The 21,770-nt window shown below is 63.6% G+C and carries 20 protein-coding genes; 16 read left to right on the top strand and 4 right to left on the bottom strand.

Features of this window, described 5'->3' with window-relative positions:
* Nucleotides 1–239 precede the first annotated feature (239 nt).
* Nucleotides 240–1,667 (top strand): NADP-dependent phosphogluconate dehydrogenase, encoded by a 1,428-nt coding sequence (gene gndA, locus EN853_RS15880; RefSeq protein ID WP_127860699.1) that lies wholly within the window; start codon nt 240–242, stop codon nt 1,665–1,667.
* Nucleotides 1,668–1,682: 15 nt separating this feature from the next.
* Here the strand turns inward: gndA and EN853_RS15875 are convergent, their stop codons facing one another.
* Nucleotides 1,683–2,243 carry a TetR/AcrR family transcriptional regulator gene (locus EN853_RS15875; RefSeq protein ID WP_245517022.1) on the bottom strand — a complete coding sequence of 187 codons (561 nt, stop codon included), beginning with the start codon at nt 2,241–2,243 and terminating at the stop codon, nt 1,683–1,685.
* Nucleotides 2,244–2,394: 151 nt separating this feature from the next.
* Here EN853_RS15875 and EN853_RS15870 point away from each other — a divergent pair, with 151 nt between their 5' ends.
* A complete protein-coding gene (locus EN853_RS15870; RefSeq protein WP_127860697.1) occupies nt 2,395–2,850 on the top strand; it encodes a DUF2269 family protein in 456 nt (151 codons plus the stop codon).
* Nucleotides 2,851–2,877: 27 nt separating this feature from the next.
* Here the strand turns inward: EN853_RS15870 and EN853_RS15865 are convergent, their stop codons facing one another.
* Nucleotides 2,878–3,933: a LacI family transcriptional regulator gene (locus EN853_RS15865; RefSeq protein WP_127860696.1), complete on the bottom strand. Its 1,056-nt coding sequence runs from the start codon at nt 3,931–3,933 to the stop codon at nt 2,878–2,880.
* Between the two features lie 384 nt (nt 3,934–4,317).
* Here EN853_RS15865 and EN853_RS15860 point away from each other — a divergent pair, with 384 nt between their 5' ends.
* From EN853_RS15860 to EN853_RS15825, 8 genes are all read left to right on the top strand, one after another.
* Nucleotides 4,318–5,556 carry an ABC transporter substrate-binding protein gene (locus EN853_RS15860; RefSeq protein ID WP_127860695.1) on the top strand — a complete coding sequence of 413 codons (1,239 nt, stop codon included), beginning with the start codon at nt 4,318–4,320 and terminating at the stop codon, nt 5,554–5,556.
* A gap of 76 nt (nt 5,557–5,632) precedes the next feature.
* The gene (locus EN853_RS15855) at nt 5,633–6,526 is read left to right on the top strand and encodes a sugar ABC transporter permease (RefSeq protein ID WP_127860775.1); all 894 of its coding nucleotides are present in this window, start codon (nt 5,633–5,635) and stop codon (nt 6,524–6,526) included.
* Nucleotides 6,519–7,454: a carbohydrate ABC transporter permease gene (locus tag EN853_RS15850; protein WP_167524491.1), complete on the top strand. Its 936-nt coding sequence runs from the start codon at nt 6,519–6,521 to the stop codon at nt 7,452–7,454. Before EN853_RS15855 ends, EN853_RS15850 begins: the two co-directional genes overlap by 8 nt.
* Complete coding sequence (locus EN853_RS15845) at nt 7,454–8,563, top strand: ABC transporter ATP-binding protein (RefSeq protein ID WP_167524492.1); 1,110 nt, start codon at nt 7,454–7,456, stop codon at nt 8,561–8,563. The genes EN853_RS15850 and EN853_RS15845 overlap by 1 nt, the downstream gene beginning before the upstream one ends.
* 39 nt (nt 8,564–8,602) lie before the next feature.
* Nucleotides 8,603–9,349: a sugar phosphate isomerase/epimerase gene (locus EN853_RS15840; RefSeq protein WP_127860693.1), complete on the top strand. Its 747-nt coding sequence runs from the start codon at nt 8,603–8,605 to the stop codon at nt 9,347–9,349.
* Nucleotides 9,350–9,360: 11 nt separating this feature from the next.
* Nucleotides 9,361–10,503, top strand: coding sequence for a Gfo/Idh/MocA family oxidoreductase (locus EN853_RS15835; protein WP_127860692.1), 1,143 nt, complete (start codon nt 9,361–9,363; stop codon nt 10,501–10,503).
* Between the two features lie 172 nt (nt 10,504–10,675).
* On the top strand, nt 10,676–11,722 hold the full coding sequence (gene mgrA, locus EN853_RS15830) for an L-glyceraldehyde 3-phosphate reductase (RefSeq protein ID WP_127860691.1): 1,047 nt from the start codon (nt 10,676–10,678) through the stop codon (nt 11,720–11,722).
* Nucleotides 11,723–11,877: 155 nt separating this feature from the next.
* Nucleotides 11,878–12,282, top strand: a complete 405-nt coding sequence (locus EN853_RS15825) for a Fur family transcriptional regulator (RefSeq protein WP_127860774.1) — start codon at nt 11,878–11,880, stop codon at nt 12,280–12,282.
* Nucleotides 12,283–12,538: 256 nt separating this feature from the next.
* On the opposite strand, the gene EN853_RS15820 is transcribed toward EN853_RS15825, so the two are convergent.
* The gene (locus tag EN853_RS15820; RefSeq protein WP_127860690.1) at nt 12,539–12,841 is read right to left on the bottom strand and encodes a hypothetical protein; all 303 of its coding nucleotides are present in this window, start codon (nt 12,839–12,841) and stop codon (nt 12,539–12,541) included.
* Between the two features lies 1 nt (nt 12,842).
* A complete protein-coding gene (gene polA, locus EN853_RS15815; protein ID WP_167524493.1) occupies nt 12,843–15,809 on the bottom strand; it encodes a DNA polymerase I in 2,967 nt (988 codons plus the stop codon).
* 456 nt (nt 15,810–16,265) lie between these two features.
* Here polA and EN853_RS15810 point away from each other — a divergent pair, with 456 nt between their 5' ends.
* The 6 genes from EN853_RS15810 to EN853_RS15785 all read left to right on the top strand — a co-directional run bounded on the left by EN853_RS15810 (nt 16,266) and on the right by EN853_RS15785 (nt 21,713).
* Complete coding sequence (locus EN853_RS15810) at nt 16,266–17,651, top strand: M20/M25/M40 family metallo-hydrolase (RefSeq protein ID WP_127860688.1); 1,386 nt, start codon at nt 16,266–16,268, stop codon at nt 17,649–17,651.
* 127 nt (nt 17,652–17,778) lie between these two features.
* Nucleotides 17,779–18,399, top strand: a complete 621-nt coding sequence (locus EN853_RS15805) for a ribonuclease D (RefSeq protein ID WP_127860687.1) — start codon at nt 17,779–17,781, stop codon at nt 18,397–18,399.
* Between the two features lie 69 nt (nt 18,400–18,468).
* Nucleotides 18,469–18,669, top strand: a complete 201-nt coding sequence (locus EN853_RS15800) for a hypothetical protein (protein ID WP_127860686.1) — start codon at nt 18,469–18,471, stop codon at nt 18,667–18,669.
* Nucleotides 18,670–18,873: 204 nt separating this feature from the next.
* Nucleotides 18,874–19,128 carry a GlsB/YeaQ/YmgE family stress response membrane protein gene (locus EN853_RS15795; protein WP_127860685.1) on the top strand — a complete coding sequence of 85 codons (255 nt, stop codon included), beginning with the start codon at nt 18,874–18,876 and terminating at the stop codon, nt 19,126–19,128.
* A gap of 25 nt (nt 19,129–19,153) precedes the next feature.
* Nucleotides 19,154–19,300: a hypothetical protein gene (locus EN853_RS15790; RefSeq protein WP_127860684.1), complete on the top strand. Its 147-nt coding sequence runs from the start codon at nt 19,154–19,156 to the stop codon at nt 19,298–19,300.
* 157 nt (nt 19,301–19,457) lie between these two features.
* Nucleotides 19,458–21,713 (top strand): transglycosylase domain-containing protein, encoded by a 2,256-nt coding sequence (locus EN853_RS15785; RefSeq protein ID WP_127860683.1) that lies wholly within the window; start codon nt 19,458–19,460, stop codon nt 21,711–21,713.
* Nucleotides 21,714–21,770: the final 57 nt, after the last annotated feature.

Raw genomic sequence — 21,770 nt, 5'->3', positions numbered from 1 at the left:
CCGGCCTGCGAACGACGGTTTTCTGCGCTTCCGGTGCTCACGTACCTTAAGTACGCTCCGCTCCGGTTCTCGAAAGCCATCGTTCTCGGATCGGCCTGACCTGAATCTCACCCACCGCGTCCCCGCGCAATTCGGAGAGGCGGTTGACGCCGCCGCCAAGGCCCGTCATTCATCACGGCAAGAAAGACGTCGCCGCAGATCGCGGTCCCAACAAAAGATCCGGAAGCAGGGAAGAAACGATGGAAAAAGCCGAAATCGGCCTGATCGGCCTTGGCACGATGGGCTCCAACCTCGCGCTCAACATCGCCGAGCATGGGCACCGCATCGCCGTCTTCAACCGCACCGCCGCGCGCACCGACGCCTTCGTCGAAAGCGCCGGGCCGCTGAAGGACATGGTCGTGCCCTGCTACAGCCTGGAGGAGCTGGCCGCCGCGATCCGGCCGCCGCGGCCGATCATCATCATGGTGCTGGCCGGCAAGCCGGTCGACGAGCAGATCGCGGCACTTCGCGGCGTGCTGTCAAACAACGACATCGTCATCGATGCCGGCAATGCCAATTTCCGCGACACGATGCGGCGCTTCTCCGAGCTCTCGGGCTCCGGCCTCACCTTCATCGGCATGGGCGTGTCGGGCGGCGAGGAGGGCGCGCGCCATGGACCGTCGATCATGGTCGGCGGCACGGAAGACTCGTGGAAACGCGTCGAGAAGGTGCTGACGGCGATTTCCGCCAAGTTCAAGGACCAGCCATGCGCCGCCTGGCTCGGCACCGATGGCGCCGGCCATTTCGTCAAGACCATCCACAACGGCATCGAATACGCCGACATGCAGATGATCGCCGAGATCTACGGCATCCTGCGCGACGGACTGGGCATGGCGCCCAAGGAGATCGGAAAGGTCTTCGACGGCTGGAACAAGGGCCGGCTCAACTCCTACCTGATCGAGATCACGGCGAAGGTTCTCGCCGCCGACGATCCGAAGACCGGTAAGCCGGTGGTCGACATCATCCTCGACCGCGCCGGCCAGAAAGGCACCGGAAAATGGTCGGTCATCGAGGCGCAGCAGCTCGGCATTCCGGCGACGGCCATCGAGGCTGCGGTGGCAGCGCGCGTGCTGTCCTCGATCAAGGATGAACGCCAAGTGGCGGAAAAAGCCTATGGCAATGTCGGCGTCGAACAGATTTCCGGCGACAAGGCGGCCCTTTTGAAGGATCTCGAGCTGGCGCTGTTCGCCGGCAAGATCGCGGCGTACGCGCAAGGTTTCGCGGTGATGAGCGGCGCCTCGAAGGAGTTCAACTGGAACCTGCCGATGCCGACTATCGCCAAGATCTGGCGTGCCGGCTGCATCATCCGCTCGCAGATGCTGGACACGATGGCGGAGGCCTTCGGCTCGGGCAGCGCGTCAACCAATCTGCTGATGGCGCCGGCCTTCATCGCCATGATGAAGGAAGCGCATCCGTCATTGCGACGCATTGTGGCACGGGCCTCCGAGGCCGGTTCGCCGGTGCCGGCGCTGTCTTCGGCGCTCGCCTATTTCGACAGCTACCGCCAGGGCCGCGGCACTTCGAACCTGATCCAGGCGCAGCGCGATTTCTTCGGCGCGCACGGCTTCGAGCGCATCGGCGAGCAGGGCGCGTTCCACGGCCCGTGGGGCAGTGGAGCGAGCGGATGAGACGTCCCGGGACGTCTACTTCAGATATCCGACCACGAGCCGGGTAGCCTCGTCGATAAGCGCTTCGGCCGCTTCGCTCGATAGCTTTTCAGAGTTACGCAGCACCGCGGTATGAGCCAGCGCCTCGATCGAAGTCACGCACACGAAGGCTGCCAGTCCGGGATCGGCCACGCGTAGCTCGTTGCGGTGGCTTTCGAGATAGCCCTTGAAGAGGGTGTGGGCTTCACGATTGAAGGCTTCCACGTCTTTCAGCCGCCCGGTGCGTGGAATCTGTTCGGCAAGGACACGATGCAGCTTGGGGTCGATGCGATGCGCCTCGATCGCGACGGCAATAAGCTTGCGCGCTGCGCTCTCGACCGACTCCACAGCAACCTCCGCAAACGCCCCGCGCACGACCTGCATGATGTCCTGGTTGTGACGATCGATGACGGCGGCAACGAGCGCTTCCTTGCACGGATAGTACTGGTAAAGCGAGCCGATGCTCACGCCGGCCTCTGCGGCGATCCTGTTGGTGCTGGCCTTGTCGAAACCGTCCCGGACCAGAATGCGAGCGGTCGCCTCGACAAGCGCGTCCACCGTCGCGCGCGACCTCTCCTGAGAGGCGCTCTTTCTTGGGTTCGTAAGCGGCTTACGTGCCATGTTCCCGCCGGCTCCAATGCGAGTAGACAATTGTGAGCTATCGCTCGCATTATGTCCACCAATGCTCTAGCGATGTGGATGATGACAGATGCTCTATGAAATTGTTTTGGGAATCCACGCGTACGCCATGTGCGCCGCTTTGCTGTTGTTCCTGGCGAACGAACTTCTGCTAATTCCAGCCCGAAGAGGCCAGCCAGGGCCGGCCAGAATGGCCTTCTTCGCCAGCCGCTTTGCTGGGCTTCTGGTGGGCGCCGGTGTGCTCGCCGGCGTCGCCCTTGTCGTTCTTGGCGGCTGGTCCCTGCTTACGCCTTGGCTGGTGGTGTCGCTTGCGCTTGTCGCCGCCTTGATAGCGGTCGAGAACAAGCTCGTGCGCCCATGGGCGACGCAGGCTCAAGCAGCACTTCGCTGTGCCGTCTCCGCCGTCGAGGTCAAAGCCCTTGCTGGTGACAAACGCGCCCTGGTTGGACGCCTAACCATGATCACGCTCTTTGCGCTCATTGTCGCGTTGATGGCCACGAAGGCTGAACTGAACCCCTTTGCATGATGATCGCCGTCGCGACGGACGCAGGGGTCACTGATCTTGCGAATGCCGATAGGGCAGAACCTCGCCAGGCGTGCTGAGCGACTGTAGGGAGCCTGGATCGGCGCCACCGATCCAGCCGAGCACGGCGCGGGCGAGTTCGGAGCCAGCCAGGCGGAAATTCTCGTTGACGACCAGCAGTTCCGGCCGGAACAGGTGCAGCAGTTCCGACGACTGTTTCGACACCACGTCGACGTCGCGGCCGAGCTTCAGGCCGGCATCCTCGATGCCGGCGACGACGGCAAGCGTCGCCGCGGCGGCGCTGCTGACGATGCCGTTCGGACGATCGTCGCGGCGCATCAGCTGCGCCGTCCGCATCCTGATCTGCTCGATCGAATGGTCGATGGACACGGTGTTGAACGGCACCTCGCTGGCGCCGACCTCGCTCAGTGCATCGGCAAAACCATTCACCGTGTGGCCATAATAGGTGAGGCCGACCGGCGGCGTCACAAGGGCGAGCCGGCCGCGGCCTATGCCGGCGAGATAGCGCACCGCCTCGCCTGCGAAGGCGTAGTTGTCGAAGTCATGATAGGGATGCACCAGCCCCATGTCGGTGCGGCCGTGCGTGGCAAAGGGAATGCCGCGCTCCAGCATGTAGCGGGCGCGCGGATCGTTGGGCTGCGTGCGCGAAATGATGACGCCATCGGCCGAGCCCGTCTCGACCAGATAGCGCACCGGATCCAGCGGGTCCTGCGAGCGTGAATAGGGCGTGACGATCAGGTGGTACGGCGTGTCGGCGATGACTTCGGAGACGCCGTAGATAATGTCCGAGACGAAGCTCATGATCTCGCGCTCGGTGTTGAGCACGAGGCTGATGACATTGGTCTTGCCGGTCCTCAGCCTCACGCCGGCGCGGTTCGGCCGGTAGCCGATCTGCTTGGCGACGAGCTGGACGCGTCGCCTGGTCTCGGCGCCGATTTCGGGCGCATCCTTTAGCGCGCGCGAGACGGTGGTGACGCCGAGCCCGGTCATGAAGGCAAGCGTCTTCAGTGTCGGCCGCTCCTTAGCCGACGTATCGCCGTCCTTCTCGCTCGTTCGTCTGTCCATCGGTCCCGCCCATCAGGCGCATAGCAGCCGCGAGACCGGCCGGCAATTGTGCGCATCGACATTTGCGCGGCTTTCAGCCCGTGGCACGGCTCAATATACTGAAACGTTACAGATTGCCAACGCCTGTGGCCAATGGGCAGTTTGCACTCGCCGTGATCGGCGCCGAAGGAGCAGGTCGAAAGCCACTGGAATCACAAAGAAATCTCAATTTCTTGCGACTTTCGACATCAATCGGCCGGGGCGGATGTTGTTCGGCCGCCGTTGGAGAAGGATTTTGTTCGCGCCTCGAAAAAACTTCGTGCCGCCTCCATTCGAGGGGTTGCCTATGCCGGCCATTTGCCGTATCGAAAATCTGTAACGTTTCAGATTCTGGGAGGAACCGAAATGCGATACAAATTCCTGACTGCCGCATTTGCCGCGACGGTCGCGCTGAACTTCGCCGGACCGGCGGCCGCGACCGACCTCGAAGTCACCCATTGGTGGACTTCGGGCGGCGAGGCGGCGGCGGTGGCTGAACTTGCCAAGGCCTTCGACGCGACGGGCAATCACTGGGTCGACGGCGCCATCGCCGGTTCCGGCGGCACCGCGCGGCCGATCATGATCAGCCGCATCACCGGCGGCGATCCGATGGGCGCCACCCAGTTCAACCATGGCCGCCAGGCGGAAGAGCTCGTCCAGGCCGGGCTGATGCGCGACCTCACAGACATCGCCACCAAGGGCAAATGGACGGAATTGGTGCGGCCGAAGAGCCTGCTCGATAGCTGCACCATCGACGGCAAGATCTACTGCGTGCCGGTCAACATCCATTCCTGGCAGTGGCTGTGGCTGTCGAACGAGGCCTTCCAGAAGGCAGGCGTGCCGATGCCGAAGGACTGGAATGAATTCGTTGCCGCCGCTCCGGCGCTGGAAAAGGCCGGCATCATCCCGCTTGCGGTCGGTGGGCAGCCCTGGCAGGCATCGGGCGCCTTCGACGTGCTGCTCGCCGCCGTCGGCGGCACCGACGCCTTCCTCAAGGTCTACAAGGAAAAGGACGCCAAATTCGCCGGCGGCCCCGAGATCGCCAAGGTGTTCAAGGCGGCCGACGACGCCCGCAAGATGGCCAAGAACACCAATGTGCAGGACTGGAACCAGGCGACCAATCTCGTCATCACCGGCAAGGCCGGTGGTCAGATCATGGGCGACTGGGCGCAGGGCGAGTTCCAGGTCGCCGGCAAGACCGCCGGCAAGGACTATACCTGCCTGCCCGGGCTCGGCTTGAACGAGGTCATCGCCACCGGCGGCGACGCTTTCTACTTCCCGCTGCTCAAGGACGCCGACAAGGCCAAGGCGCAGGAAGTGCTGGCCGAGACGCTGCTCGATCCGAAGACCCAGGTCGCCTTCAATCTCAAGAAGGGCTCGCTGCCGGTGCGCGGCGACGTCGACCTCAACACGGCGAACGACTGCATGAAGAAGGGCCTCGCCATCCTCGCCAAGGGCGCCGTCATTCCGTGGACGGACCAACTGCTCTCACAGGATAGCCAGAAGCAGAAGGAGGATCTGTTCTCCGAATTCTTCGCCAAGCCCGACATGAGCCTCGAGGAGGCGCAGAAGCGCTTCGCCGACATCATCGCTTCGGCCGACTGATCACGGCGCCCCGCCAGCTCCCGGCCCCCGCCTATCCGGGGTCGGGAGCATGATGTCCTCATTGGCCCAGCCCGAGATGAGCAACAGCGAACGCCCCAACCAGCTTTTCCGCAACCTCAATGCCAAGGTCGCCTCGATCCCGATGATCCTGACTGCGCTGGCGGTCTTCGTCGGCGGCACGGCCTGGACGGTGCTCTATTCCTTCACCAATTCGAAGCTTCTGCCGCGGCTGAACTTCGTCGGGGTCGACCAGTATTACCGGCTGTGGGCGACGCCGCGCTGGCTGGTCTCGATCGAGAACCTCCTGATCTACGGCATCATCTCGCTGGTGTTCTCGCTGGTGATCGGCTTCGTCCTGGCGGCGCTGCTCGATCAGAAGATCCGCTTCGAGGACACGTTCCGCACCATCTTCCTCTACCCCTTCGCGCTGTCCTTCATCGTCACCGGGCTGGTCTGGCAGTGGCTGCTCAATCCGGATTTCGGCATCCAGCGCGTCGTGCGCGACCTCGGCTGGACGAGCTTCAGCTTCGACCCGCTCTATAATTCCAGCATCGTCATCTACGGCATCTCGATCGCCGCGCTCTGGCAAGGTACCGGGCTGATCATGTGCCTGATGCTCGCCGGCCTGCGCGGCATCGACGAGGACATCTGGAAGGCGGCGCGGGTCGACGGCATACCGATGTGGAAGACCTATCTCTTCATCGTCATCCCGATGATGCGGCCGGTCTTCATCACCACGCTGGTGATCATCGCCGCCGGCATCGTCAAGGTCTACGACCTCGTGGTCGCCCAGACCAGCGGCGGGCCGGGCATCGCCTCCGAAGTGCCGGCAAAATACGTCTACGACTACATGTTCTTCGCCCAGAACCTCGGCCAGGGCTTTGCCGCCTCGACCATGATGCTGCTCTCGGTGGTGATCGTCATCGTGCCGTGGGCCTATCTCGAATTCGGAGGCAAGAAGCGTGGCTGAAATTGCTGCCTCAGTGCCGGCTCAAGCGAACGCCCTCCGGCGCGACGCCGCAGGGCCGAGCGGAACAAAGCCGCGGCATGTGCTCTCGCGCCGCAACATCTTTCTCTACGGCACGCTCATCATGGTGGCGCTCTATTACCTCCTGCCGCTCTACGTGATGGTGGTGACCTCGCTCAAAGGCATGCCGGAAATCCGGCTCGGCAACATTTTCTCGCCGCCGCTGGAGATCACCTTCGAGCCCTGGGTCAAGGCCTGGTCGCAAGCCTGCACCGGCCTCAACTGCGACGGGCTCTCGCGCGGCTTCTGGAACTCGGTGCGCATCACCGTGCCGTCGGTGCTCTTGTCGATCGCGATCGCCTCGGTGAACGGCTATGCCTTGGCCAACTGGCGCTTCAAGGGCGCCGACACCTTCTTCATCATCCTGATCGTCGGCGCCTTCATCCCCTATCAGGTGATGATCTATCCGATCGTCATCATCCTGCGCGAGATCGGCATCTACGGCACGCTGACCGGCCTGGTGATCGTGCATTCGATCTTCGGCATGCCGATCCTGACGCTGCTCTTCCGCAACTATTTCACATCGATGCCGGAGGAACTGTTCCGCGCCGCGCGTGTCGACGGCGCCGGCTTCTGGGGCATCTATCTGCGCATCATGCTGCCGATGTCGATGCCGATCTTCGTTGTCGCCATCATCCTGCAGGTGACCGGCATCTGGAACGACTTCCTGTTCGGCGTCGTCTACACCCGCCCCGACACCTATCCGATGACGGTGCAGCTCAACAACATCGTCAACTCGGTGCAAGGCGTGAAGGAATACAACGTCAACATGGCCGCCACCATCCTGACCGGCCTCGTGCCGCTCATCGTCTACTTCGTTTCCGGCAAGCTTTTCGTGCGCGGCATCGCCGCCGGCGCGGTGAAAGGATGATGATGGCAGCAGCAATCGCCAATCCCAGCGTTTCGATCCAGGACCTGTCGCTGAATTTCGGCGTGATGTCGGTGCTGAAGACGCTCAATCTCGACGTCGCCGAGGGCGAGTTCATCGTGCTGCTCGGGCCCTCCGGCTGCGGCAAGTCGACCTTGCTCAACTGTATCGCCGGCCTGCTCGACATTTCCGAAGGCCGCATCTTCATCAAGGGCAAGAACGTCACCTGGGAGGAGCCGAAGGACCGCGGCATCGGCATGGTGTTCCAGTCCTACGCGCTCTATCCGCAGATGACGGTGGAGAAGAACCTTTCCTTCGGCCTGCGCGTCGCCGGCGTGCCCAAGGACGAGATCGCCAAACGCATTGCGCGGGCAGCCGAGATCCTGCAGATCGAGCCGCTGCTGCAGCGCAAGCCTTCGGCGCTTTCCGGCGGCCAGCGCCAGCGCGTGGCGATCGGGCGCGCGCTGGTGCGCGATGTCGACGTCTTCCTGTTCGACGAGCCGCTTTCCAACCTCGACGCCAAGCTGCGCTCGGAACTGCGCGTCGAGATCAAGCTCCTGCACCGCAGACTGCAGAACACGATGATCTACGTCACCCACGACCAGATCGAGGCAATGACGCTGGCCGACCGCATCGCGGTGATGAAGGGCGGCGTCATCCAGCAGCTCGACGCGCCGCAGACGATCTACAACCGGCCGGTGAACCGCTTCGTCGCCGGCTTCCTCGGCTCGCCTGCGATGAATTTCCTCAAAGGGGAGTTGGAAGCGGGCGACGTTCCCGTGTTCAAGGCCGACGGTATCTCGGTGCCGCTTGGTCGTTACGCGTTCGATGGCGACAACGGCCGCGCCGCCAGGCCATGCATCTTCGGCATCAGGCCCGAGCACATTGCCTTGGGCGACGCCGCCAAGGCGATGCCGTTCACCGCCGAGTCGACCGTCGAGATCGTCGATCCGATGGGCTCCGACACGCTGGTGTGGACGAAGCTCGGCGGGCAGATCGTCTCCTTCCGCGTCGAGGCGGACAAGATGCTGAGCAACGGCGATGCGATCCGCATCGGCTTCGATCCGGCGCGCGCCTCGCTGTTCGATGCTCAAAGCGACAGCCGCCTCTAACGTCGAAAAACCATCCCCCAAGCAGAACGGACAGGACAGATGAACTGGTCATTCCAACTTTACAGCGCCCGCAATTTCCAGCCATGGGACGGCGTGCTGAAAATGCTCGGCGAGCTCGGCTACACGCAAGTCGAAGGTTTCGGCGGCGTCTATGACGATCCCAAGGCGTTCCGCGCCGAGCTAGACAAGAACGGGCTCGCCATGCCGACGGGGCATTTCTCGATCGATGCATTGGAGAAGGATTTCGACGGCGTGCGCAAAACAGCCGACACGCTCGGCATCACGCTCTTGATCTGCCCTTACCTGATGCCAGAGTCGAGGCCGAACGACGCCGCCGGCTGGCGCGGCTTCGGCGAACGCCTGGCGAAAGTGGGCGAGGCCGCCAAGAAGGCCGGCTACGGCTTCGCCTGGCACAACCACGATTTCGAATTCAAGGCCCTCGCCGACGGCTCGGTGCCGCAGGATCATATCCTGTCGGCCGCGCCCGATATCGGCTGGGAGATGGACGTCGCCTGGGTGGTGCGCGGCGGCGCCGATCCGCTGCCCTGGATCGAGAAGCACGGCAAGCGCATCAATGCGGTCCACGTCAAGGACATGGCGAAGCCCGGCGAAGGGCTGGACGAGGACGGCTGGTCGGATGTCGGCCATGGCACCATCGACTGGCCCGGCCTGATCAAGGCGTTGCGCGCCAAGAGCGCAGCGCAGTACTACGTGATGGAGCAAGACAACCCCAACGACATCGAGCGCTTCGCCCGCCGCTCGATCGCTGCAGCCAAGACCTACTAGGAGCAGAAAACATGGCAAGGAAACTTGGCGTCGGCGTCATCGGCTGCGGCAACATCTCGAAGGCGTATTTCTCGCTGGCGCCGCTGTTCCGCGGCATCGAGATGCGGGCCTGCGCGGACATCAACATGGAAGCCGCGAAGGCGCGGGCGAAGGAGTTCAAGCTCCGCGCCGAGACGGTCAACGACCTTCTCAAGGACGGCGAGATCGACATCGTCGTCAACCTCACCATCCCGGCCGTGCACTATGACGTGTCGAAGGCGGTGCTTGATGCCGGCAAGCACGTCTATTCGGAAAAGCCCTTCGTGCTGTCGATCAAGGAAGGGCTCGACCTGAAGAAGCGGGCCGAGAAGAAGGGCCTGCGCATCGGCTCAGCGCCCGACACCTTCTTCGGTGGGGCGCATCAGCTGGCGCGCGAACTGATCGACAGCGGTAAGCTCGGCAGGATCACCAGCGGCACCTGCCATGTGATGGGCCATGGCATGGAGCACTGGCACCCCAATCCCGACTTCTTCTTCCAGCCGGGCGCCGGTCCGGTGCTCGACATCGGTCCATACTACGTCACCAACCTGATCCAGCTGATCGGGCCGGTGAAACACGTCGCGGCCTTTGCGGCGACGCCGGCCAAGGAGCGCACCATCAGCTCCAAACCGCGCGCGGGCGAAAAGATCCCGGTCAACACGCCGACCACCATCCATGCGCTGCTGGAGTTCGCAAACGGCGCGGTGGTGACGCTCAACACCAGCTGGGATGTCTGGAGCCACGGCCATGCGCCGATGGAGCTTTATGGCGAGGCCGGCACCGTTTTCGTGCCGGACCCGAACTTCTTCGGCGGCGAGGTGCGCTTCACCGACGCGACCAAGCCGGTGAAGAAGCTGCCGAAATGGGAACATCCCTTCGGCGTGCCAAACGAGATGCACAGCCAAGGCATGATGGCCAACTACCGCACCGCCGGCCTCGCCGACATGGCGATCGCGATTGCCGAAGGGCGGCCGCATCGCTGCTCGATGGAGCTGGCGCTGCATGCCGTCGACGTCATGACCGGTATTCTGCGCTCCGGCGAAAGCGGCAAGTTTGTCGCCATGCAGACGACCTGCGAACGACCGGCAGCGCTTGGCATCAAGGAAGCGAAGGCGCTGCTGGCGAAGAAAAAGTAGGTGGCAACTACCCTCTCCCCGTTTCGGTGGGGAGAGGGTATGGATAGGGGGCAAGCATCGATTCAAATTCACACTAGAGCCGGAGCATGATGTCGTCCGAAAACCGCTCCACACTTTTCGGCATCATGCTCTAGCGGCGACCGCCGCGCCGCTTCGATTCCGAGGATTCCCCATGGTCTATGTCGCCGCAGAGAACCGCTACGAGAAGATGATCTACAACCGCTGCGGACGGTCCGGCCTCAAGCTGCCGGCGATCTCGCTCGGCCTGTGGCACAATTTCGGCAACGACACGCCGCACCGGACCAAGCAGGCGATCGTGCGCAAGGCTTTCGATCTCGGCATCACGCATTTCGACCTCGCCAACAACTACGGCCCGCCGCCCGGCTCGGCCGAGATCGCCTTCGGCGAGATCATGCGCACCGATTTCGCCGGCTATCGCGACGAGCTGATCATCTCGACCAAGGCCGGCTACGAGATGTGGGCCGGTCCCTATGGCGAGTGGGGCAGCCGCAAATATGTGCTCGCGAGCCTCGACCAGAGCCTGAAGCGGATGGGTCTCGACTATGTCGACATCTTCTATTCGCATCGCTTCGATCCGGAGACGCCGCTGGAAGAAACCATGGGCGCGCTCGACCACGCGGTGCGCTCCGGCAAGGCGCTCTATGCCGGCATCTCCTCCTATAATTCGCAGCGCACGCGCGAGGCGGCCGACATATTGCGGCAGCTCGGCACGCCTTGCCTGATCCACCAGCCGAGCTATTCCATGCTCAACCGCTGGGTCGAGGAGGACGGGCTGCTCGACACGCTGGAAGGGCTGGGCATCGGCTCGATCGTGTTCTCGCCGCTGGCGCAGGGCATGCTGACCGACAAATATCTCGGCGGCATCCCCGAGGGCAGCCGCGCATCCCAAGGCAAGTCGCTGCGCCCGGCTTTCATCAACGACAAGTCGATCGCCAACATCAAGGCGCTCAACGCCATCGCCGGCCGGCGCGGCCAGACGCTGGCGCAGATGGCGCTGGCCTGGGTGCTGCGCAAGGGCCGGGTGACGACAGCGCTGATCGGCGCCAGCCGGCCCGAGCAGGTCGAGGACTGCGTCGGCGCGCTCAAGGCGCTCGAGTTCAGCGATGCCGAGCTCGCCGAGATCGACACTTATGCGCGCGAGGCCGACGTCAACCTGTGGGCGGCCTCCGCCGAACGCAAGGGGCCGCCGCGCAAGTAGCGATTAGCCGGCGAAGCGTCAGATGTTGCCTGCGCCGGAGCGACCAGCGCTGCGGAAACAGTGGCAAAAACGCTCATTCGTCGCTATCTCAGTGCGACGAGATCGGCCGCATGCATGAATGCCATGCGGATGACGTCACGAGCGGAACGAAGATGATGACGGCAAGGGATACGCTGACCAAGAACCAGCTGTGCGTGCTCGAGAAGCTCGAGGCCGCCAGCGGGCCGCTCAGCGCCTATATGCTGCTCGACCAGCTGCGCGAGCGCGGCTTCCGGGCGCCGCTGCAGGTCTACCGCGCTTTGGACACGCTGGTGAAGTCGGGCTTCGTGCACCGGCTCGAAAGCCTCAATTCCTTCGTCGCCTGCGCCGAGCCGCACGACCACAGCCATTCGATGACCGCATTCGCCATCTGCGACAGCTGCGGCCAGGTGACCGAGATGTCGGACCACGATGTCGACCATCGACTGGACGAATGGGTGCGCTCGACGGGATTCGCCGCCAAGAAGGCGGTGATCGAGTTTCGGGGTATATGCGCCAAGTGCCGGGCTGAAGCCGCCTGACCACCGTCAAAATAGCATAGCCAAATTTGCCAACGTGACGGCTGATGGAGATGTCCTTACCCTCACAAATACAAATGATTCGCTGGGATCGCTGGAGTCCAGATACGGTGCTAGCGAGGCGGTCACTTCCTTGACAGAACTGTCATCGTCCATCACGCAATACCAACGTGAACCGGGCTCTAGACTTTTGGTAAGTTCACCTTTTTGAGTAGGTGCGCGTAGCGCGTCGATTATTCGCTTTACTCGATTATCTAGATCACCACTGCTTATTAACCGCTTGCTGCAGCGGCAAACCAGTCAGCAGTTTGATTTCCAATTTTACACCGACTCCGACTACCTCGCTATAAAACGGAACAAATATTTGGTCGCCGATTTGGCGCAAGAAGTTTGGTGCCCCTGCGGCGAAGTTTGAATCCTCCCACTTCTTAAGAATTGCGAAGGGTTCTTTACCCCATAGCTTTTGTAACTGGCTATGGAAACTCTTTCGCATACTCCAAACCGCATCTAAGCTGCTTGTTTTTGAGGGAATTTGGCCGCGGTAGGTGAGGTAGATATCCACCTCAATGCGCCTCGTCCCAGTTGTCGGCGGCCCGCGCATCGACATGCAGCGGCACCGACATCGAGACCGCTGGCATCGGCGCGTTCTCCATCACCCGGCGCACGACGGGGATCGTCGCCTCGACCTCCGCGTCCACTGTTTCGAAGATCAGCTCGTCATGCACTTGCAAGAGCATGCGGGCCGACAGCTTCGCCTTGTCCAGCGCCTCCTCCATGTGAACCATGGCGCGGCGGATGATGTCGGCGGCAGTGCCCTGAAGCCTGGCGTTGATCGAGGCGCGCTCGTTGAAGGCGCGGACCGACGGGTTGGACGACCTTATCTCCGGATAGTGGATGCGGCGGCCGAAGATCGTTTCGACGAAGCCGTTCTCCCGCGCGTAGGCCTTGGTTTCCTCGATATAGTCGCGGATGCCCGGGAAGCGCTCGAAATAGCGCTTGATGTAGGCGCTCGCCTCGTCGCGCGGGATCGACAACTGGTTGGCGAGGCCGAAGGCCGAGATGCCGTAGATGATGCCGAAATTGATCGCCTTGGCGCGCCGGCGCACTTCCGAGGGCATGCCTTCGACCGGCACGTTGAACATTTCGGACGCCGTGATGGCGTGGATGTCGGCGCCGTCGGCGAAGGCCTGCTTGAGCTGCGGGATCTCGGCGACGTGGGCGAGCACCCGCAATTCGATCTGGCTGTAGTCGGCCGAGACCAGCTTGTGGCCTTTCTCGGCGATGAAGGCGGTCCTGATCTTGCGGCCTTCGGCGGTGCGCACCGGTATGTTCTGCAGATTGGGATCGGAAGACGACAATCGCCCTGTCGTGGTGGCTGCCAGCGCGTAGGAGGTGTGGACGCGATTGGTGCCGGGGTTGATGAAGCCCGGCAGCGCGTCGGTGTAGGTCGATTTCAGCTTGGTGAGCTGACGCCAGTCGACGATCTTGCGCGGCAGTTCGTGGCCCTCCGCCGCAAGGTCCTCCAGAAGCTGCGCCGAGGTCGACCATTGGCCGGTCTTGGTCTTGGATCCGCCCGGCAGGCCCATTTTGCCGAACAATATGTCGCCGAGCTGTTTCGGCGAGCCGATGTTGATGCGCTCGCCGACGATCCCGTAAATCTCTTCCTCGACGCGGGCGGCGCCTTGCGCCAGCTCACCCGACAGCCTCGACAGGATCTGGCGGTCGACCGAGATGCCGCGCTGCTCCATGCGGGCAAGCACGGGCACCAGCGGCCGCTCCAGCCGCTCGTAGACGGAAACGAGACCTTTGGCGGCGAGCCTGGGCTTCAGCAACTGCCAGAGCCGCAGCGCCAGATCGGCCTGCTCGCCGGCATAGGCTGTCGCCCGCTCGATATCGACCTGGTCGAAGCCGACGGCGTTCTTTCCCGATCCCGCAAGCTCCTTCTTCGAGGCCGGCGCATGGCCGAGCCACTTCTCCGACAGCGAGGCAAGATCGTGGCCGCCCGAAGTGCCGGCATCGAGCACATAGGAAACCAGCATCGTGTCGTCGAACGGGCCGACCTCGATGCCATGGCGGCTCATGACGACGATGTCGTATTTCATGTCCTGGACGATCTTGAGGACGGACCTGTCCTCGAGCAGAGGCTTCAGCAGCGCCAGCGCTTCGCGGACCGGGATCTGGTCCGCCAGCAGGCCGCCGCCAAGCAGGTCGCCATTGCCGCTGCTATGGGCCAGCGGCACGTAGACGGCCCGGCCCGGCGCGGTTGCCATCGAAAGGCCGATCAAGTCAGCCTGCATAGGGTCAGACGAGGTGGTCTCGACGTCGAAGGCGAGGATGCCGGCTTCCTTCGCCTCGGCGACCCAGGCTTTCAGCGATGCCGCGTCCCGAATGGCGGTGTAGGCCGAGGGATCGATCTTGCGCGCCGTCGCCTGCTCGAGCCGCAATGCCGAGAGCAAGGAGGGGGTGTCGCCCTGCGGCGGGGCATCTTCCGCCCTGACGGCAGGGGCAGGCGTCGCGGCGTCGTTCGGCGCGGGCGCGGCCTGTCTCGTGGCCGCCGCAGCGCCGGCGCCGACATCGGGGCCGTGTGCGGCATCGGCGCGCTCGATGGTGACCGACGCCGCCTGGACATCGGCGATCTCGGTTGCGGTCGCTTCCGCGACGCGGCGCGTCAGCGTGGTGAACTCCATCGTCTTCAGGAAGCCGATCAGCTTAGGTCCGTCGGGGGCATGGAGCACAAGGTCGTCCAGCCCCTCCTTCAGCGGCACGTCGTTCTTCAACGTCACCAGCTCACGCGAGATGCGCGCCTTGTCGGCATTGGCGATGATGGTTTCGCGGCGCTTTTCCTGCTTGATCTCGCCGGCGCGGGCGAGCAGCGCGTCGAGGTCGCCGAACTGCTCCAGAAGCTGCGCCGCGGTCTTCGGTCCGATACCGGGCACACCGGGCACGTTGTCGACGGAGTCGCCGGTCAGCGCCTGCAGGTCGATCATCTTTTCCGGCGGCACGCCCCATTTCTCAATCACTTCCGGGATGCCGATCTGGCGGTCCTTCATCGGATCGTACATTCCAACTGTCGGACCGACCAATTGCATCAGGTCCTTGTCGGAGGAGATGATGGTGGTGTCGGCGCCGACTTCGCAGGCCAGCCGGCAATAGGTGGCGATGATGTCGTCGGCCTCGAAACCTTCCATCTCGATGCAGGGCAGGTTGAACGCCACGGTCGCCTGACGGATCAGGCCGAATTGCGGGATCAAATCCTCAGGCGGCGCCGAGCGGTTGGCCTTGTATTCGGGATAGAGATCGCTGCGGAAGGTCTTCGAGGAATAGTCGAAGATGACGGCGAAATGCGTCGGCACGATGCCTACATCGGTGTTGCGGGCGTCCTGCATCAGCTTCCACACCATGTTGCAGAAGCCGAGCACCGCGCTGGTCGGCAGGCCGTCGGACTTGCGGTTCAGCGGCGGCAGCGCGTGATAGGCGCGGAAAATGTAGCCGGAGCCGTCGACAAGGAAGAGGTGATCGCCTTTTTTCATGCCGGCAGGGATAGCGCGGCCAGGCTTCGCGGTCCATGCCAAAGGCTGCGCAACCCACGGGTTCCGGCAACACCCTGACAAGTGCCGATCTCGCCTAAATCAGGCCCCTCATCCGAGCACTCACGGGTATGTTACAAAAGTGTAACGTTGGTGCCCTTGAATCGCCATGTTCGCAGACCCAAATAGCTGCCATCGGCAATTTTCGCCGAAGTCCGGAGTAAGGCCCGTCCCCCGCCTATCCCGGGCAAACTGCGGCAGCCTATCCCCCCTCTCCGGGCTGCCGCAACGTTTCGAGTAAAGACCGCCGTGGTTCCCCCTCCACCACGGCGGTTCTTTTTTGCCCTGCAGCCCGCGACGCCAGAGCCCGTGGTTCCCAAAGCATCGTGGTCCAATGATCACAGCTTTGCGTTTTCTGCCCGTCCCTTTAGGGTCGGGCCAGAATCGAAAGGCTCAAAAATGTCCAGAATCTCCCCCGTCCTCGACCGTCTCGACCAGAATCTCGAGCAGAGCCTGGAGCGGCTGTTCGGCCTGCTCGGCATCAAGTCGATCTCCACCGATCCCGCCTACGCCGCCGACTGCCGCAAGGGTGCCGAATGGCTGGTCGCCGAGCTCAGGCTGATCGGCTTCGATGCCAGCGTGCGGGACACGCCCGGTCACCCGATGGTGGTGGCGCATCACGAAGGACCGGCCGGCGCGCCGCATGTGCTGTTCTACGGCCATTACGACGTGCAGCCGGTCGATCCGATCGAGCTCTGGGAGACCGACCCGTTCGCGCCGTCGATCAAGGAGATCGAGCCCGGCCGCAAGGTGATCACCGGGCGCGGCTCGGCCGACGACAAGGGGCAGTTGATGACCTTCGTCGAGGCATGCCGCGCCTGGAAGCAGGTGCATGGCAGTCTGCCCTGCCGCGTCACCATCCTGTTCGAGGGCGAGGAGGAATCCGGCTCGCCGTCGCTGAAGCCTTTCCTCGAGGCGAATGCCGCCGAATTGAAGGCGGATTTCGCGCTGGTCTGCGACACCAGCATGTGGAACCGCGAGACGCCGTCGATCTGCGTGTCGCTGCGCGGCATGGTCGGCGAGGAAGTCACCGTCAAGGCTGCGAGCCGCGACCTTCATTCGGGCCTCTATGGCGGCCCTGCCGCCAATCCGATCCGAATCCTCGCCAGGATCCTTGCCGATGTGCACGATCAAAGCGGCCGCGTCACCATCCCGGGTTTCTATGACGGCGTCGAGGAGACGCCCTCGCAGGTGCTGAAGTCATGGGAGGGGCTCGGCGAGACTGCCGAGACCTTCCTCGGCCCGGTCGGCCTCTCCATCCCCGCCGGCGAAAAGGGCCGCTCGGTGCTCGAGCTCACCTGGGCGCGGCCGACGGCCGAATTCAACGGCATCATCGGCGGCTATACCGGCAAGGGGTTCAAGACGGTGATCGCGGCGGAAGCCTCGGCGAAAGTGTCGTTCCGGCTTGTCCACAAGCAGGACCCGAAGAAGATCCGCGCGGCCTTCCAGGCTTTCGTGCGCGAACGCATTCCGGGCGACTGCTCGGTCGAGTTCCATCCGCACGGCGGCTCGCCGGCGATCCAGCTTTCCTACGACTCGCCGTTCCTCGCCAAGGCCAAGGATGCGCTGTCCGACGAATGGGAGAAGCAGGCCGTCACCACCGGCGGCGGCGGCTCCATTCCCGTCGTCGGCGATTTCCAGACCTATCTCGGCATGGAATCGCTGCTGGTCGGCTTCGGCCTCGACGACGACCGCATCCATTCGCCCAACGAGAAATACGAGCTCTCCTCCTTCCACAAGGGACAGCGTTCCTGGGCGCGCATTCTCGACGCGTTGACGCGCTGAAAATCAACTTTCTGTTGATTTTTCACCGGATCGCGGCGAGGACGAGTTGTCTAGCGCAAAGTGCCGCAGCGTCCTTTGCGCATCCTCAAGGATGCGCGGCGCCGCAGGTCGCGATCCGGAGAAGAGAATGACCGATATCCGTTTCCACAAGAACGATCTGCCGGACCTGTCCCGCTACAATGTCGCGGCGGTGGCCATCGACACGGAAACGCTGGGGCTCAACCCGCATCGCGACCGGCTCTGCGTGGTGCAAATCTCGCCCGGCGACGGCAGCGCCGACGTCATCCAGATCGCTCCCGGCCAGAAGAAGGCGCCGAACCTCGTCAGCCTGCTCCGGAGCCGCTCCATCACCAAGCTGTTCCACTACGGCCGCTTCGACATCGCGGTGCTCTACAACGCCTTCGGCGTCATGGCCGAGCCGGTGTTCTGCACCAAGATCGCCTCGCGGCTGGTCCGCACCTACACCGACCGCCACGGGCTGAAGGACATCTGCAACGAACTGCTCGGCATCGGCCTTTCCAAGGCGCAGCAATCCTCGGACTGGGCGGCCGAAACGCTGTCCCCCGAGCAGCTCGAATATGCCGCGTCCGACGTGCTTTACCTCCACCGGCTGCGCGAGGTGCTGGCCGCGCGGCTGGCGCGCGAGGGCCGCACCAAGGAGGCCGAGGCCTGCTTCCGCTTCCTGCCGACGCGCGCCAAGCTCGACCTGATGGGCTGGGCGGAAGAGGATATCTTCGCGCACAGCTGACGGAACCCGGCGCGTCTTGCAGCGTTCCTGCCGGTCCATTTGAGAGCGTGAGATGCGGAGGGAATGAAAATGGCAGAGCGCAAACCGATAGAAAGCGCGCCGAAGGACGGCTCCAAGGTCACCATCCTATGGAAGGACGGCGACGGCGTCGTCAACGAGTCCGTCGGCCAGTATCGCGACGGCGGCTGGTGGGTCTACACCGACAGCAACACCCAGAAAAAAGTCGATCCGACGAGCTGGCGGCCGGCTTCGGGCGACGACGAAGACTAAAGCGCGTCGATCTGAGCCGGAGGCAACGCGCTTTAGTTTCTATTTTTACGCATGTCGTTTTCCCAAAACCGCTGCGCACTTTTGGGCGACATGCGTTCGTAGCGCCGTCGCTGGCGCGAGCAATCACTTTCGCATAGCTTGAGGCCGTTGATCTCGAAGGCGATTCGGAGCCTTCGCTTTCGTCGCTTGCCCGGAGGAACCTGCATGGGTATCGAAAGTCTTCTCGTCTTCATCATCATCGGCGCCATTGCCGGCTGGCTGGCCGGCCTGATCGTGTCCGGCTTCGGTTTCGGCCTGATCGGCAACATCATCGTCGGCATCATCGGCGCCTTCATCGCCGGCTGGCTCTTCCCGAGGCTGGGTTTTGCCATCGGCGGCGGCATCCTGGCGTCGATCATCCACGCCACGATCGGCGCCGTCATCCTGTTGCTCGTGGTCAAGGTTCTGAAACGAGCGTGAGGCGCGATCGCTGCAAAGGAGCGCGATGAGACAGAACCTGCTCTATCTCATCATCGGCGCGCTGGTCGTCGTGATCATCGCGCTTGGCATCTACATCTATCGCGAGCAGACTAGGCCGAAAGGCGTGGAGCTCAAGATCGACGACAAGGGCATTTCGATCCAGCAGAATTGAGCTACCACGATGCGACCGCGAAACCGGCCGCATCGTGCGATCGTCAAGCATTTGATTTTCAATCGCTTCGATTTTTCTCCATTTAACCCGCCCTTAAATCGCCGCATCTACTCTGCAACCCGAGCGCCATCGGCACCGGGGACAGCAAGCACAGCGCATGGCGAACCGCAGAGACAGTCGCATCGAACCGAGCTTCGAGGGCTCGCCGCGGGCGAAATCCTCCGACGGCTTTTCGGTCAGCGAGGAGGATCGCGTCGTGCCGGCAAATCGCAAATCCGCAGCCAAACGCAAATCCGCCAAGGCGAAGTCGCGCGGCCGAGGGCGCGATCGCAGCCGGCGCGGGCTGTTTTCCATTTTCGGCCGCCTGCTCTACTGGTGCTTCGTGCTCTGCATCTGGGGCGGCATCGCAGTGGCCGGCATCGTCGTCTACTACGGTGCCAAGATGCCGGCGGCGACCACATGGTCGATCCCCGACCGCGCGCCCAACATCAAGATCGTCTCGGTCGACGGGCAGCTCATCGCCAATCGTGGCATGTCGGGCGGCGAAGCCGTCGGCCTGCATGAAATGTCGCCCTATATCCCCGAAGCAGTCGTCGCCATCGAGGACCGGCGCTTCTATTCGCATTTCGGCATCGATCCGATCGGGCTGACGCGCGCCATGGTCACCAACGTCCTCGGCGGGCATTTCTCGCAAGGCGGCTCGACGCTGACGCAGCAGCTCGCCAAGAACCTGTTCCTGACGCCGGACCGCACGCTCGAGCGCAAGGTGCAGGAAGTGCTGCTCGCACTCTGGCTCGAGCACAAGCACAGCAAGGACCAGATCCTCGAAATGTACCTCAACCGGGTCTATTTCGGTTCCGGCGCCTATGGCGTTGAGGCGGCCTCGCGGCGCTATTTCGGCAAGAGCGCGCGCGATGTCTCGCTCTCCGAGGCAGCGCTTCTTGCCGGCCTGCTCAAGGCGCCGTCGCGGCTGTCGCCGGCGCGCGACCCGAAAGCGGCGGAAGAACGCGCGCAGCTCGTGCTCGCCGCGATGCGCCAGGAAGGCAAGATCAGCGACAGGGAATACAAGGTGGCGCTGAGCGCGCCGGCGACGCGCGCGCCCTCGTACTGGACCGGCTCGGAAAACTATGTCGCCGATACGATCATGGAAGAACTGCCCGACCTCATCGGCGACGTACGCGGCGATATCGTCATCGACGCGACCGTCGACCTGACGCTGCAGAAGCTCGCCGAGCAGTCGATCCGCCGGCTGATCGACGAAAGCGGCAAGAAGCTCAACGTCACGCAGGGCGCGCTGGTCTCGATCGACGATTCCGGTGCCGTGCGCGCCATGGTCGGCGGCTACGATTATTCGACCAGCCAGTTCGACCGCGCCTCGGAAGCGCGCCGCCAGCCGGGCTCGGCCTTCAAGCCGTTCGTCTACATGGCGGCGCTCGAAGCCGGCCGCACGCCCGACAGCGTGCGCAACGACGCGCCGATCAGAATAGGCAAATGGACGCCCGACAATTACGGCGGCAAGTATTACGGCAAGGTGACGCTGGCGACCGCCCTCGCCAAGTCGCTGAACTCGGTGGCGGCGCAGCTCACCATGGAAGTCGGGCCCGACGCAGTGGTCGAGGCGGCGCATCGCATGGGCATCCAGTCCGAGCTGCAGTCGAACACCTCGATCGCGCTCGGCACATCGGAAGTGACGCCGCTGGAGCTGACCTCGGCCTATGTGCCCTTCGCCAATGGCGGCTATAAGCCCGACATCCATTTCATCCGCCGCATCACCACGGGCGACGGCAAGGTGCTCTACGACAGCAATGGCGGCAGCGCGCCGCGCGTCATCAAGGCCGACATTGTCGGCATGATGAATTCGATGATGACCGGAACGGTCGAGGTCGGCACCGCCAAGAAGGCGGCCTTCAACTGGCCCTCGGCTGGCAAGACCGGCACAAGCCAGAATTCGCGCGACGCCTGGTTCGTCGGCTACACGGCCAACCTGACCACGGGCGTGTGGTTCGGCAATGACGACGGCAGCCCGATGAAGAAGGTGACCGGCGGCGCCTTGCCGGCGCAGGCCTGGCACGAATTCATGGTCGCGGCGCATGAGGGCGTGCCGGTCAGGCCGCTGCCCGGCACGTGGAAGTCGACGCCGTCCGACACGGTCGTGCCGGACGAGATACCGTCTGCGGACAACTCACAGCCGGCACCGGTGCCGCGGGCGCCGGTCGGCCAGTCGTCCGCGCCCGTCGCCCAGGCGCCCGCGCGACAGGCGCGCCCGGCCCAGACCGTCGACGCCGATGGTTTCGACATGCCCAGCGACGGCGGCACCACCGCATCGGTCGGGCATCCGGTGCCGCCCGGCGACGTCGGTGGCCCGAAGAAACGGCGACAGACCTCGATCCTCGACATCCTCGGCGGCGGTTGAGCGGCAAACTCGCCTCTCGCAATGGCAAGCGCGTTCGGCTACATGTCCGGCCGGAGA

It is taken from the genome of Mesorhizobium sp. M1C.F.Ca.ET.210.01.1.1 (assembly GCF_004791585.1).
GTDB lineage: Bacteria > Pseudomonadota > Alphaproteobacteria > Rhizobiales > Rhizobiaceae > Mesorhizobium.
This window is presented reverse-complemented; position numbering and strand designations above follow the sequence as displayed.

Bases quoted from the DNA above. Each gene is read 5' to 3' on its own strand.
- EN853_RS15860 (WP_127860695.1), top strand. From the start codon at position 4,318: ATGCGATACAAATTCCTGACTGCCGCATTTGCCGCGACGGTCGCGCTG.
- EN853_RS15795 (WP_127860685.1), top strand. From the start codon at position 18,874: ATGGGTATCGAAAGTCTTCTCGTCTTCATCATCATCGGCGCCATTGCC.
- EN853_RS15825 (WP_127860774.1), top strand. From the start codon at position 11,878: ATGACGGCAAGGGATACGCTGACCAAGAACCAGCTGTGCGTGCTCGAG.
- EN853_RS15790 (WP_127860684.1), top strand. From the start codon at position 19,154: ATGAGACAGAACCTGCTCTATCTCATCATCGGCGCGCTGGTCGTCGTG.
- polA (WP_167524493.1), bottom strand. From the start codon at position 15,809: ATGAAAAAAGGCGATCACCTCTTCCTTGTCGACGGCTCCGGCTACATT.
- EN853_RS15845 (WP_167524492.1), top strand. From the start codon at position 7,454: ATGATGGCAGCAGCAATCGCCAATCCCAGCGTTTCGATCCAGGACCTG.
- EN853_RS15870 (WP_127860697.1), top strand. From the start codon at position 2,395: ATGCTCTATGAAATTGTTTTGGGAATCCACGCGTACGCCATGTGCGCC.
- EN853_RS15855 (WP_127860775.1), top strand. From the start codon at position 5,633: ATGAGCAACAGCGAACGCCCCAACCAGCTTTTCCGCAACCTCAATGCC.
- gndA (WP_127860699.1), top strand. From the start codon at position 240: ATGGAAAAAGCCGAAATCGGCCTGATCGGCCTTGGCACGATGGGCTCC.
- EN853_RS15800 (WP_127860686.1), top strand. From the start codon at position 18,469: ATGGCAGAGCGCAAACCGATAGAAAGCGCGCCGAAGGACGGCTCCAAG.
- EN853_RS15805 (WP_127860687.1), top strand. From the start codon at position 17,779: ATGACCGATATCCGTTTCCACAAGAACGATCTGCCGGACCTGTCCCGC.
- EN853_RS15835 (WP_127860692.1), top strand. From the start codon at position 9,361: ATGGCAAGGAAACTTGGCGTCGGCGTCATCGGCTGCGGCAACATCTCG.
- EN853_RS15785 (WP_127860683.1), top strand. From the start codon at position 19,458: ATGGCGAACCGCAGAGACAGTCGCATCGAACCGAGCTTCGAGGGCTCG.
- EN853_RS15865 (WP_127860696.1), bottom strand. From the start codon at position 3,933: ATGGACAGACGAACGAGCGAGAAGGACGGCGATACGTCGGCTAAGGAG.
- EN853_RS15810 (WP_127860688.1), top strand. From the start codon at position 16,266: ATGTCCAGAATCTCCCCCGTCCTCGACCGTCTCGACCAGAATCTCGAG.
- EN853_RS15840 (WP_127860693.1), top strand. From the start codon at position 8,603: ATGAACTGGTCATTCCAACTTTACAGCGCCCGCAATTTCCAGCCATGG.
- mgrA (WP_127860691.1), top strand. From the start codon at position 10,676: ATGGTCTATGTCGCCGCAGAGAACCGCTACGAGAAGATGATCTACAAC.